12 protein-coding genes are annotated in these 12,067 nt (G+C 68.8%); 5 read left to right on the forward strand and 7 right to left on the reverse strand.

Annotated features, from left to right (window positions below):
* Positions 1-55 precede the first annotated feature (55 nt).
* Both ACFYRH_RS21075 and ACFYRH_RS21080 read left to right on the forward strand, forming a co-directional pair.
* Positions 56-2,236: a transposase gene (locus ACFYRH_RS21075; RefSeq protein ID WP_387777527.1), complete on the forward strand. Its 2,181-nt coding sequence runs from the start codon at positions 56-58 to the stop codon at positions 2,234-2,236.
* A complete protein-coding gene (locus ACFYRH_RS21080) occupies positions 2,233-3,795 on the forward strand; it encodes an AI-2E family transporter (protein ID WP_387777530.1) in 1,563 nt (520 codons plus the stop codon). The genes ACFYRH_RS21075 and ACFYRH_RS21080 overlap by 4 nt, the downstream gene beginning before the upstream one ends.
* 72 nt (positions 3,796-3,867) lie before the next feature.
* Here ACFYRH_RS21080 and ACFYRH_RS21085 read toward each other — a convergent pair whose 3' ends face one another.
* Entirely contained in the window at positions 3,868-4,629 is a 762-nt protein-coding gene (locus ACFYRH_RS21085) for a phytanoyl-CoA dioxygenase family protein (RefSeq protein WP_387777533.1), read from the reverse strand.
* Between the two features lie 85 nt (positions 4,630-4,714).
* Here ACFYRH_RS21085 and ACFYRH_RS21090 point away from each other — a divergent pair, with 85 nt between their 5' ends.
* Positions 4,715-5,449: a helix-turn-helix domain-containing protein gene (locus tag ACFYRH_RS21090; protein WP_387777536.1), complete on the forward strand. Its 735-nt coding sequence runs from the start codon at positions 4,715-4,717 to the stop codon at positions 5,447-5,449.
* Here ACFYRH_RS21090 and ACFYRH_RS21095 read toward each other — a convergent pair.
* Positions 5,446-5,967 carry a GNAT family N-acetyltransferase gene (locus ACFYRH_RS21095; protein ID WP_387777539.1) on the reverse strand — a complete coding sequence of 174 codons (522 nt, stop codon included), beginning with the start codon at positions 5,965-5,967 and terminating at the stop codon, positions 5,446-5,448. The two genes, ACFYRH_RS21090 and ACFYRH_RS21095, sit on opposite strands and share 4 nt — an antisense overlap.
* Before the next feature lie 77 nt (positions 5,968-6,044).
* On the opposite strand from ACFYRH_RS21095, the gene ACFYRH_RS21100 reads away from it, so the two are divergent.
* Complete coding sequence (locus ACFYRH_RS21100; protein ID WP_387777542.1) at positions 6,045-6,815, forward strand: thioesterase family protein; 771 nt, start codon at positions 6,045-6,047, stop codon at positions 6,813-6,815.
* A 132-nt stretch (positions 6,816-6,947) separates the two neighbouring features.
* Entirely contained in the window at positions 6,948-7,358 is a 411-nt protein-coding gene (locus ACFYRH_RS21105; RefSeq protein ID WP_387777545.1) for a VOC family protein, read from the forward strand.
* Positions 7,359-7,396: 38 nt separating this feature from the next.
* Here ACFYRH_RS21105 and ACFYRH_RS21110 read toward each other — a convergent pair whose 3' ends face one another.
* Genes ACFYRH_RS21110 through ACFYRH_RS21130 form a run of 5 tightly spaced genes read right to left on the reverse strand, consistent with a single transcriptional unit; the run spans position 7,397 to position 12,066 of the window.
* Entirely contained in the window at positions 7,397-8,158 is a 762-nt protein-coding gene (locus tag ACFYRH_RS21110) for a carbohydrate deacetylase (RefSeq protein WP_387777548.1), read from the reverse strand.
* 60 nt (positions 8,159-8,218) lie between these two features.
* Positions 8,219-8,965 carry a PIG-L deacetylase family protein gene (locus ACFYRH_RS21115; RefSeq protein ID WP_387777551.1) on the reverse strand — a complete coding sequence of 249 codons (747 nt, stop codon included), beginning with the start codon at positions 8,963-8,965 and terminating at the stop codon, positions 8,219-8,221.
* A gap of 10 nt (positions 8,966-8,975) precedes the next feature.
* Entirely contained in the window at positions 8,976-9,851 is an 876-nt protein-coding gene (locus ACFYRH_RS21120; protein WP_387777554.1) for a carbohydrate ABC transporter permease, read from the reverse strand.
* Positions 9,848-10,786 carry a carbohydrate ABC transporter permease gene (locus tag ACFYRH_RS21125; RefSeq protein WP_387777557.1) on the reverse strand — a complete coding sequence of 313 codons (939 nt, stop codon included), beginning with the start codon at positions 10,784-10,786 and terminating at the stop codon, positions 9,848-9,850. Before ACFYRH_RS21125 ends, ACFYRH_RS21120 begins: the two co-directional genes overlap by 4 nt.
* Positions 10,783-12,066 (reverse strand): ABC transporter substrate-binding protein, encoded by a 1,284-nt coding sequence (locus ACFYRH_RS21130; RefSeq protein WP_387777560.1) that lies wholly within the window; start codon positions 12,064-12,066, stop codon positions 10,783-10,785. The genes ACFYRH_RS21125 and ACFYRH_RS21130 overlap by 4 nt, the downstream gene beginning before the upstream one ends.
* Position 12,067: the final 1 nt, after the last annotated feature.

Genomic DNA, 12,067 nt, shown 5'->3' on the forward strand with positions numbered 1-12,067 from the left:
CTGACAGGCTTAAGGTGGGGGATTCACGCTGAGCCGCCAGAAGGGAATCTCGGGAATGCCTGACGAGTCGAGCCTGCCGTTCTTCGACCGCACGGCCACCGCTGCCGGGGGCTTCCCGGTCAGCCGCCGTGGGTACGACAAGCAGGCCGTGGACGACTATGTCCGCGCGCTGGAGATGCAACTCGTCGAGGCACGCAACCGCGCCGACGAGCTGCAGCAGAGTGTCGCGCCGATGCAGCGCCAGCTCGAGGAGACCCGGCGCCAGCTCGAGGCCAGCGCGAACCCGTCGTACGCCGGACTCGGCGACCGGGCCGCCCAGATCCTCCGGCTGGCCCAGGACCAGGCCTCCGAGGCGCTCGAGGAGGCCAAGCGCGAGGCCGACGAGCTGCGCGCGAACGCCCGCAAGGAGGCCGCCGCCGCGCGGGCGACCGGCGAGCGGGAGGCCGAGGACATCCGCACGGTCGCGCTGAACGAGGCGGACAGCATGCGTCGCACCGCGGAGGGTGACGCGGCCGAGCTGCGGCGTACGGCGGAGACCGAGGCGGCCGAGGTCCTGGCCGCGGCGCAGCGCAAGGCCGACCAGCTGACGCTGACCGCCGAGTCGCAGGCGAGCACGCTGAAGAACGGTGCGCTGCACGAGGCCGAGAAGATCCGGACCGCGATCCAGCGCGAGTCGGCGGCGCTGCGCGCGCGACTGGCCGACGAGCGGGAACAGCAGGCCAAGGAGCTCGCCGACAAGCACCAGCAGATCGCGGCCGACACCGAGAGCCTGACCACCCAGATGAAGGAGGCCGCCGAGGCGTCCGAGCGCCGGGTGGCGGAGGCGACCGAGCAGGCGCGGAAGATCCGGGCCGAGGCCGAGGAGTCGGCGGAGCGGACGCTGACGCGGGCGCGGCGCGAAGCCGAGCAGCTGCTGAGCACTGCGCGCACGCGGGCCGAGTCCGAGCTCGCCAACTCTGCTGACGAGGCGGAGCGGTCACGGACGGTCGTCGCGCGCGAGACCGAGCGGCTGGCGAAGCGCCGGGACGGGATCCTGACCCAGATCGCCGGGCTGAACGAGATCGCCAGCAACATCGCGCGGCAGGCGGCGGAGCTCGACTCCGAGACGGCGGCGGGGCCGTACGTCAACCCTTTCGCCCGTCCCGCTGAGTCCGGCGGCGGCGCGGCGGAGGGTTCGGCCGGCGGTCGTTCGTTCGGCAGCACGCCGGGGTCGGGCGAGGGCAGCCCGTTCACCTCCGCAGCCAAGGCGGCCGACGACAGCCCTTTCGCACCAACGACGCCGGCTGACACGCCTTTCCCGGCGTCCAGCTCCCCTGCGGCTTCGCGCGACAACGGCTTCCCGACGGGGTCCAGCAGCAACGTTTCGCCGGCGGCTTCCGCCGACAGCCCGTTCGCGGCGGGTTCTGGCGACGGTGCGTACCCGGCGGCGACGCCGGCTGACAACCCGTTCGCTGGAGCGACGCCGGCCGCTGCGCCGTTCGGTACGCCGGACTCGGGTGCGGGCTCGTCTCGCGCGGGTTCGGCGGACACGCCGAACGACGACGGCGGGCCGTTCACGGGCGCGAGCCCGTTCGTCGGCCTCGACGCCGGTGACGCCCGCGTCGACGAGACCAGGATCGACACCAACCTGCGCGTCGCCCCTCAGGACACCGACGACCTCGCCGACAAGACCACCAGCAAGTCCGCCGGCGGCCCCGCAGATTCCTCCACCACCTCCTCCACGACCGGAACGGGCTCGGCAGGTTCCAGCTCGCTCGGCTCCGGCGCAGGCAACTCCAGCGCAGGCAACTCCAGCGCAGGCAACTCCGGCGCAGCCGGATCGGGCGCTGCCGGATCCAGCGCGGGTGGCTCCGGTTCGACCGGCGCCGGCACGAGCGGCGGCGCCTCGGGCGCGAAGGGCTCCGGCTCGACCGGCGGTGATTCCGGCGCGAACGGTTCTACCGCGGCGAACGCGACGGCGGCGGGCTCCACGGGTTCGGCCGGCGCGGGTGCGTCCTCCGGCTCCGCAGCTTCGGGTGCGGCTGGTTCGGGTGTGGGATCGAACGCGTTCGACGACGAGGACGAGCCGAAGGACGCGACGAAGGTCGACGAGTTCCGTCTCGATGACCTCGCGAACGAGGAGACTCGGGTCCAGCGATCGGCCGCCGCGGCGAAGTCTGCCGGCCCGAAGCCGGCCGCCGACGACACGACCGATGCGGCCCCCTCGAGCGCGCGATCCCCGAAGGACAAGATGTGACGCCACCCGGCGACGACACCTCGACAGCCACCGACGCGGACCTCGCCGAAGCCACCCGCGAAGCGAAGACCGCCGCCGCCCAGGCCGAGTCCGCCGCCGACAAGAACCACCAAGCAGAAACCAGCACCACCTCCGCCGCCGAGGCAGACGGCGCCGCAACCCGCGCCGACGGTTCCGGCACGGAAGCCGCGACACAGGCGTCTGATGTGGCGGCGGATGCGGCGGCTCAGCAGGCCGAGGTTTCTGCGGAGCGTGCCGACTCGGCCGCCGAGCAGGCGGATGAGTCCGCGGGCAAGGCGGATCAGTCCGCGGACAAGGCGGATCAGTCCGCGGACAAGGCGAATGAGTCTGCGGGCAAGGCCGATGCGGCCGCGGATAAGGCGGAGGCTGCCGCGGAGGAAGCTGACGTGGCTGTCGCGCAGGCGGACGCTGCCGCGGCGCGAGCTGTAGAGGATGACGAGAGCATCGCCACCGAACTGTTGATGGATGAGCGGCACCCCTCCGAAGGCATGGGCCAGCCCGGTCCGCCGTTGCGGCGTTCGAACCCGTTCACGTTCGGGTTCTTCGCGGCACTCGGCGTACTCGTCGCCTGGGGTCTGTGGAACGCGCTCGGGCAGGCCCGCTCGGTGCTCATCCTGCTGCTGGTCTCGATGTTCATCGCAGTCGGTCTGAACCCGCTCGTCGAGTGGTTCATGCGCCGCGGCCTGAAGCGCGGCCTGTCGGTCGGCGTGGTGTTCCTGCTGATGATTCTCGCGGTCGTCGGCGTCGGGTTCGCGATCGTGCCGGTCGTCACCGACCAGATCGACAGCCTGATCAAGAACGCTCCGGGGTACCTCGACCTGCTCGAGAAGTCGAAGACGCTCAACAACCTGAACACGAAGTACCACTTCATCCAGAAGGCGCAGGAGTACATCCAGGACCCGGCGCTCGCGCAACGCGCGTTCGGCGGCATCCTCGGCGTCGGCAAGGTGGTCGCGAACGCGCTGTTCAACACGTTCACGATCCTGATCCTGACGCTGTACTTCCTCGCGTCGCTGCCGTCGGTGAAGCGGGCGGCGTACAGCCTGGTCCCGAAGACCCGTCGCCGGCGGGTCTCGATCCTCGGCGACGAGGTGCTGGGGCGGGTCGGCGGCTACGTCAGCGGTCAGTTCATGGTCGCGCTGTGCGCCGGCGTCTGCATGTTCATCTTCCTGGAGATCGTCGGCCTGCGGGACTACGCCGTGGCGTTGGCGATCGTGGTGATGTTCTGCGACTTCATCCCGATGGTCGGTGGCCTGATCGGCGTCGTCGTGGTCGCGTTGATCGGCTTCACCGGCGGTCTGTGGACCGGTATCGCCTGCCTGATCTACGGCGTCATCTACCAGCAGATCGAGAACTACGTCGTCGCCCCCCGCATCATGCGCCGCGCCGTCGACATCCCCGGCGCCGTCACCGTCATCGCTGCCCTCCTCGGCGGCGCCCTCCTCGGCGTCGTAGGCGCCCTCCTAGCCATCCCCTCCGCCGCCGCCATCCTCCTCATCATCCGAGAAGTCTGGGTCCGCAAAGCCGACGCCTCCTGACCCAGAGCCCGGCCCACCAGGGGTTTGTCGTCAGTGCATCCACTGGCTATGGATCAGACCATCGCGCGTTAGTCAGGTGGTGACGTCGAGGATGAAGTGTTGGGCGGGGGTCAGGCGTTTGTAGGTCTCCAGGCGGATGTACTTCTGCTGGTCCAGTTGTTGGGGGAGGTGGCGGCGGGCGAAGTAGGAGTGGAGGGCTCGGCGGGGTTTGCCGGTGTGGTTCTGGGTGCCGCCGTGCCAGAGGTGGCTGTTGAAGATGACTACGGTGCCGGCGGGGGCGGTGAGCTGGATCTGGTCGGGGTGGGCGGCGGCGGGGTCGGGCATCTCGTCGGCGGGCATGGTGCCGCGGCGGTGGGAGCCGGGGACGACGCGAGTGGCGCCGTTCTCGGGGGTGAAGTCGTCGAGGAGCCAGATCGAGTTGCAGACCTCGTACTCCCCCGGCTGGACGGGGTGACCGAAGTCCGCGTGCAGGCCTTGATGCCCCTCGCCGGGCAGGGCCGCCCGGCTGTTCAGTGACGACAGCCTGAACTCGCCGAGCACATGCCGCATCGCGGCCAGCACCCGCGGATGGCTGAAGCAGACCTCGAAGATCGGGTCCTTGTTCACCAGGTCCGCGAGCCGGTCCGTGCCCTTCTCCTGATGGACCTCCAGGCCGGCCCGGTCGCCCTCGGCGGCGGTCAGTTCGGCGAGGCGTTTGTTGAGTTCGGCCACCTCCTCCGGCGCCAGGATCCCTTCGAGCGGCAGGAACCCGTCGCGGTCGAGCTGGTCCTTCTCCTCCTGCGTGAGGACGTCGTCGGTCACGCCGAGGTCGCGTAGTGCGGTCGCCATATCCATTCCGAGCTCTCCTTCACAGATGCACGAATCGATGCCAGCATCGTTGCGACGTACCCGAGAAACAATGCAGAAGGCGACTCCGGTTATGCACACATCGCCACGGCTGCTCGGCGCCGGCATCCATGTCGCCCCGCCCGGCAAGGACTACCCGTCGCACGCGCACACGTCCTGGGAGCTCGTGTACTACGTCCGCGGCCGCATCACCTGCCCCGTCGGCGACACGTCGTACGACGCCACGCCCGGCACGGTGCTGCTCACGCCACCGCACACCTGGCACGCCGAACAGAGCCGTACCGGGTACGCGAATCGCTTCCTCCAGGTCGACGCGAACCCCACGCAGCCGTGGCCGCGACTCTGCTACGACGACGCCGACCACACGCTCGGCCGCGTCTTCGATGCGCTCGTCCGCGAAAGCACCCAGCCCGGCAACGACGAGCTCCGTGCACTGCTCCTCGCCGAGCTCGATCTTCGCCTCCGCCGCGCGGCGTCCCCGCCCCCGACTCCCACCGAGCAACTGGTCACGCAGGCGGAGCAACTGTTCGAGGAACGCTTCGCCACAGGTCTGCGGATCGCAGCCGTCGCCGCCGACCTCGGCATCTCGCCGTCTGGCCTCCGCGCCGCGTTCACCCGGCTCCGCGGCACCAGCCCGCAGGCGGCGCTGCAGGCCGTTCGTCTCCGCCACGCGCTCGCCCACATCCGCAACTCGACGCTGCCGCTGCAGGCCGTCGCCGAGCTGACCGGGTACCACTCGGTCAGCCACCTCTCCCGCCACATCAAAGCGGCGACCGGCCAACCACCAGGCGCGCACCGTGGCGCCTAACTCACCAGCGACCCGATCCACGCATCGACCCGCTGCCCGCGATGCACGAGCCGCTTCCGCAGTTGCCCCTCCATCAGGAATCCGGCCTTCTGCGCGACCCGCCGCGACGCGTGATTGCCGACCTCCGCCCGCCACTCGATCAGTTCCAGCCCGCGTACGTCGAACCCCCAGCGACACACCGCCCGCACCGCCTCGGGCGCGACGCCCCGCCCACGAGCCGCCGGCGCGGTCCAGTACCCGACTTCCGCCGTACCGTCGCCGCGCAACCCCAGCCCGACACGCGCGAGCCGCTCCCCCGTCGCCGCGTCCTCGACCACGAACTCGGCCCGCTCGCCGCTTTCCCGTTGCGCGATCGCGAGCTGCTCGACGAAGTACCGCGCATGCTCCATCAGGTACGGCGACGGCACCTGCACGAACTGCTGCACCGCAGGATCCTGCGACACCTCGAACACCCACTCGATGTCCTCGATCGTGAACGGCCGCACGACGAATCGATCGGTCGCGATGATGTCGTCCATGCGCCGATGATGCCAGCACGCGCCGACAGGTACCGTGAGCCGGCCAGCGATCGCCGTACACCGAGGAGCCCAGCGCAATGGCCTACTTCGAACGGGTGGACGAGTCCACGTACCGCGCGACGAGCCAGGTCGGTGGCGCCTGGGACACCGCGACGCAGCACATCGCGCCCGCGCTCGGACTGCTCGCGCACGTGGTCGAACGGGATCGCGACGCACGGCGCACGGACGGGCTGCTGATCGGGCGGCTCTCGTACGACATCCTCGGGACGCTGCCGGTCGACGTGGTGGAGGTGGCGGTCCGGGTCGTGCGGCCGGGGCGGACGGTCGAGCTGGTCGAGGCGACGCTGAGCCACAACGGGCGGGACGCCGTACTGCTGCGCGCCTGGCTGATGCAGCCCGGCGACACAGCTCGTCTGGCCGGGACCGCGTTTCCGGCCATCACACCGGTCGACGACATGCCGGAGTGGGACCCGACGACGGTGTGGCCGGGTGGGTTCATCGCCTCGGCCGAGGTACGGCGCGAGCAGACCGAACCGGGACGAGCCGCGTTCTGGGTGCGTACGCCGATCCGGTTGATCGCCGGCGAAGAGGTCAGCGGTCTCGCCCGCGCCGCCAGCCTGTTCGACATCGCGAACGGGATGACGGTGCGCGCCGAACCGAAAACCGTTGCCTTCCCCAACATCGATCTGACGGCGCACCTGTTCGACGTGCCCGAGGGTGATTGGCTCGGCTTCGACACCACCGTCTCGTTCGGCCCGGCCGGCATCGGCCTCACCAGCAGCACCCTCCACGACCACCGAGGCCCCGTCGGCACGCTCACCCAGATCCTCACCCTCCGCCCGAGCTGACCGACTCGCCGAGTCGTGGTGAATGGTTGGTGTGCCGAAGCCCGAGTCGTGGATCGCGGCGGTGTTTCGGCAGCCGTTTGTCACGACTCGACGGCCGCGGAGGCGTGGCCGTCGCTGAACTAGGGTGGGGCGATGAGCGATGGAGCGGGGCAGGAGGTCGCCGGCGGGACGCCGTACGCGCCGGTGCCGGTGATTGACGCGGTTGCGTTCGACTGTGCCGATCCCGATGGGCTGGGTGGATTCTGGCAGGCCTTGCTCGGGGGTGACCTGCGTCCTGATCAGCACGGAGTGACCGAGCTGCGCGGCGGGCGGGTGCGGCTGGACTTCGCACAGGTGCCCGAGGGCAAGCAGGTCCGCAAGAACCGCGTGCACCTCGACCTGTACGTGCCTCCGGAGACGAAGGACGCGGCCATCGCCAACGCCCTCCGCCTCGGCGCCACCCGGGCCGACGACATCTACGACGGCGGCCGCTGGCAATGCATGCGTGATCCCGAAGGCAACGAGTTCTGCTTCGTGTGGGGCGCCTCCCCCACGCACGACTGACAGCTCACCGCGGACGCGGTCGCCACCGCCGATCTCGGTCAGGCGGCGGCGAACGCCGTACCGACCGTCGTGAGCTCGATCCCGCGATCCTCGATCGCCTGCCGAATCTCCGGGTCGATGACGATCGCCTGATCCGACAACCGGTACTCCTCGGCCCACCGATAGGTGTCTGATCCTGGTCGGTGGATCGCACCGAGTTCCGGGTGGGCCGCGGCGCAGTGGGTCACGAGCAGGTGCACGCCGGGCGTCAGCTTGTCGAGGTACTCGAGGACCCACGGCTTCTTCTGCGCCGTGTCCCGGTCGCTCAAGGTCTCGATCGACGCGAACCGCCGCGATTCGACCGGCCCGTAGATGAACGGCTTCCCGAGCTGCTCCGACACGACCTCGTACGCCGCCGGCACGGACGACCCCATGTGAAGATCCAGGTACTCGACCTCCACGCCTTCCGCCGCGAACTTCCCCACCTGAGCTGTCAACTCCCGCACCGCGTCGTCCAGGGTGATGGCCGCCTCGGCCTCGGCCACAGTACGCCGGAACGTACCGTCCTCGCCCACCAGCGACACCCCGTCCGTCAACGGCCGCCAGCGCAGGAAGTCCCACTCGCACGTCAACGTCTGATGCACGCCGAGCGGAATGCCGAACTCCCGCGCCAGCGCCGCCGCCTCCGTGAACCACGGACAAGCCGCCATGGTCGACGCCTGCGTCACGATCCCGTGCCGGAACGCCTCGACCGTCCCCACGTTCACGGCATGACACATCCCGAAGTCGTCGCCCTGCACCACCAACCGAACCTCAGCCACGCCCACTCCACTCCTCCGGCAACAGACCGACTACGACCGTACGTCACCCGCGCGGCAGATCTACGGACCGGCGAGTTTGGTGACCTCCGGGGACTGGTTGGTGTGGAAGGCACAGGCCCGGGGGTAGGAGGCCAGGCAGCCTCGGGTGGTCATCAGCGCCGTGTAGTAGTCGATGTAGCGGAAGCCGTAGGTCTCGCCACGGGCGAAGGCCTGGTGGCGGATGGCGGAGACCCAGCGGTAGAACGCCTCGTCGGAGATCGGGACGTACAAGGTCGGCTTGAAGCCCTCCATGTCCTCCCAGTTCTCCGCGTGCATGATCGTGCGTACGCCGTGCCGCGGGAGCTCGGCGAGTTGCGCGGCCAGTTCGGCGTACGGCGTCATCGCGGCGAAGTCGTCCGTGGACTCGATCGGGAGGCCAGCCAGGAAACGAGCGCGCTCGGCCAGGACGGAGGTGTGCTCGTGGTCGCGGTGGATGGAGTGTTTCCAGTGGGTGATGATCGTGTCGGGCTGCTTCTCGCGGATGATCCGGGCCAGCTGCAGCGCGACGTCGTCGGTGTCGGGCAGGAAACCGTCGCTGTGGTCCAGGACCGCGAAGTCCGCACCGATCGCCTCCGCGAACGCCGTGCCCTCGGTGATCTTCTGCTTCTTGTACTCGGCGGGCGACAGCCGCGGGTGACCGCGCTCGCCCGGGGTCAGGGCGACGATCGTGGTGGCCGCGCCCTCCAGCGCGAGCTTGGCCAGCGTCGGCCCGGCGGTCAGGTCCATGTCGCCGATGTGGGCGCCGATGGCGAGCACTGTTCTGGTCACAAGGGTCTCCTCATTTCAGGCCACTGAGTACGACGCCACGCACGTAGTACTTCTGGAAGATCAGGAACACGACCAGCACGGGGAGCGTGCTGATCACCAGACCGGCCATCACGATCGGCATCGTGCGGTCCGGGTCGAGGAAGCTCTGCAGCAACTGGATGCCCACCGGCAAGGTCTGCAGATCGGGATCGGACGACGAGATCAGCAACGTCCAGATGTACTCGTTCCAGGTCCCGATGAAGGTGATCAGTCCGAGCGTGATCGCGACCGGTTTGGTCTGCGGCAGCACGATCAGCCGCCAGGTCTGCCACTGGTTGGCGCCGTCGATCTTGGCGGCCTCGAGCATCTCGTCCGGCAGCGACACCATGAACTGGCGCATCAGGAAAATCCCGAAACCGCTGACCGTGAACGGCAGGATCAGCGAGATCAGGCTGGTCGTCAGCCCGCCGTCGCCACCACGCCCGAGGATGTCGTTGCCGCCGGCCAACGGCCAGTTGAGCATGATCAGGAACGTCGGGATCAGCAGCAGGAACGGCGGCAGCATCATCGTCGCGAGGATGAAACGGAAAATCACCGCGCGGCCGCGGAACCGCAGTTTCGCCAGCGCGTACCCGGCCATCCCGGACGTGACCAGCACGGAAATCGTCACGCTGACCGTGACGATGACGCTGTTCCGGAACAACCGCGGCAGTTCGAGCTGGGAGAACGCCTCCCGGTAGTTCGAGAAGTCCCAGTGCGAGGGGAGCAGCCGGTACGGAATCACGCCGTACTCCCCCGGGCCCTTGAACGAGCTCATCACCATGTCCAGGAACGGCATCACCATCGCGACGGCGCCGAGGATCACCACCAGGTACGCGAACCACGGAAACTTTCCGCGCCGTTTCACGAGGTCTCCTCTCCGCGCCGCCGGGCGATCCACAGCTGCAGCAGGGTGATCGCGAGGATGATCACGAACAGCACCATCGCCATCGCGCTCGCCGTCCCCCAGGCGCCGTACTTGAAGGCCCGCTGGTACATCTCGAAGGCCGCCACGTTGGTCGCGTTCACCGGCCCGCCGTCACCCGTCATCACGATGATCAGCGCGAACGACTGCAAACCGCCGATGAACTGGGTGATCAGCACGAACAGCAGCGCCGGCCGCAGCAGCGGCAACGTGATCGACCAGAACATGTTCCAGGAGTTCGCCCCGTCGACCTCGGCCGCCTCGTAGTACATCTCCGGGATCGCCTTCAAACCGGCGGTCAGGATCAGGACAGCGCCCCCGATCGACGCCCAGGCGTGCACGACCGTCACCGAGGGCAGCGCGTACGACGAGTCGGACAGGAAACCGATGCTGTTCACGCCGAGCTTGTTCAGCACCCCGTTGATCAGTCCGGCCGGCTGGTACATCATCTTCCAGACGTTGCCGATCGCCACCACCGTGGCGACCACCGGCAGGAAGTAGAGCACCCGCCAGAACCCCTGGAACGACAGCCGGTCGATGCAGTAGGCAACCAGCACCGACCCGAACGTCGCCAGGAACACGGAACCGAACGCGAACAGCAGGGTGTTCACCAGGATCGGTTTCACGAACGTCCCGTCGAAGCTCAGGACGTCGCCGAAGTTCTTGAACCCGGCCCACTTCATCGTGCCGAGGTCGAACCCGCCCCAGTCCGAGAACGCCAGCACGATCGCGAAGATGAACGGCAGGATCAGGAAAATCGTGAAGAACACCAGCGCCGGCGACAGGAACAGGTACGCCGCACGCCCCTCGCGATGCAGCTTTCCGACCTGGCGGGCCGGTGCCGTGACGGCACCGACCCTCCCGACCGCGGTCGTCATTGCGGCTTGACCGCCTTCGCGGCCTGCGCCAGTGCGTCGTCAGGGTTCTTGCCGTCGGCAAGCACGCCCATGATCGCGTTGTGCAGCGCCGTCTTCGCCTCGTACGCCCCCGGCTGGTTCGGCTCCGGCATCGCGTACGTCGCCGCGTCGTAGATCGGCGCCAGGTTCGGGTCCGACAACGTCTTCTTGTACTCCGCCTGGTCCGCGGTGCGCGGCGGGATCAGGCCCTGGTCGGCCAGCCACTTCCCGGTTTCCGTGACGTTCCCGCTGTCGGCCTTGTGCTCGTTCATCCAGGTCAGGAACTTCCACGCCTCGTCGGCGTGCTTGCTGCGCTGGTTGACACCCATGAAGAACCCGTACGCCAGCGAGCCCTTGCTACCCGCGGTCGGCCCCGGGATCGCGGTCACGCCGACGTCGGAGTACTTGTCCTTCATCTGGGTCTTCAGGCTGCCGATCCACCAGCCGGCCTGGATCGCCATCGCGACGCCGCCGCTGCGGAACTGCTTGGTCGGCATGATCGACGGGTTGGTCGCCTTGGCCGCGGCCAGGTCGGCCTCGAACTTCAGCGCCGACTTCCCGGCGGCGTTGTCGAACTCCGGCGTACCGTCGGCGCCGAGGAACTTCCCGCCGGCCGAGTCGAGCAGCGACAGGAACGGATGCACGGACTTGTTGTCGCCGTCCTGGATCAGGCTCAGACCCTCGACCTGGATGTTGCCCTTGGCATCCCGCTTGACGGTCTTCTTGGCCGCGTCCGCGAGCTCGGCCCAGGTCGTCGGCGGCTTGGTCACGCCGGCCGCGGCGAGGATCTTCTTGTTGTAAAACAGCACGTAGGTGTTCAGCTCGGTCGGGTAGCCGAGCAGCGTGTCGCCGGTGGTCACCGCGCCGAGTGCCGCCGGGCTGTACTCCGCCTTGATCTTGCCGGCGATGTCGTCAGGCACCTTCGCGACGACGTTCGCCTTCATCAGCTGGCCGCCCCACAGGCCGTAGGCGCTGACGATGTCCGCGCCGCGGCCGCCGGTCTGGCGGACGGTGAGCGTGGTCAGCAGGTCGTCGAACTTGACCACCTGTGCCTTCACCTGGATCTTCGGGTTCTCCTTGTTCCACTGCTGGATCATCTTGTCCAGCCCGTCCTTGGACGGCCCGTCGCTGTAGTGGCTGAGCAGGGTCAGCTCGACCTTGTCGCCACCTCCGCCCGAACCGCTGCCGCCGCCACACGCGGCAGCGCCCGTGGCGAGCACGCCCAGCGCCACGGCCAGCCGCAAACCCTTGGCAATCCTCATG

Source organism: Kribbella sp. NPDC004875 (assembly GCF_042873375.1).
Classification (GTDB): domain Bacteria; phylum Actinomycetota; class Actinomycetes; order Propionibacteriales; family Kribbellaceae; genus Kribbella.

Excerpts from the sequence above, each read along its gene's own strand:
- ACFYRH_RS21075 (WP_387777527.1), top strand. The coding sequence starts at position 56 with ATGCCTGACGAGTCGAGCCTGCCGTTCTTCGACCGCACGGCCACCGCT.
- ACFYRH_RS21085 (WP_387777533.1), bottom strand. The coding sequence starts at position 4,629 with ATGGATATGGCGACCGCACTACGCGACCTCGGCGTGACCGACGACGTC.
- ACFYRH_RS21090 (WP_387777536.1), top strand. The coding sequence starts at position 4,715 with ATGCACACATCGCCACGGCTGCTCGGCGCCGGCATCCATGTCGCCCCG.
- ACFYRH_RS21095 (WP_387777539.1), bottom strand. The coding sequence starts at position 5,967 with ATGGACGACATCATCGCGACCGATCGATTCGTCGTGCGGCCGTTCACG.
- ACFYRH_RS21100 (WP_387777542.1), top strand. The coding sequence starts at position 6,045 with ATGGCCTACTTCGAACGGGTGGACGAGTCCACGTACCGCGCGACGAGC.
- ACFYRH_RS21105 (WP_387777545.1), top strand. The coding sequence starts at position 6,948 with ATGAGCGATGGAGCGGGGCAGGAGGTCGCCGGCGGGACGCCGTACGCG.
- ACFYRH_RS21125 (WP_387777557.1), bottom strand. The coding sequence starts at position 10,786 with ATGACGACCGCGGTCGGGAGGGTCGGTGCCGTCACGGCACCGGCCCGC.
- ACFYRH_RS21130 (WP_387777560.1), bottom strand. The coding sequence starts at position 12,066 with ATGAGGATTGCCAAGGGTTTGCGGCTGGCCGTGGCGCTGGGCGTGCTC.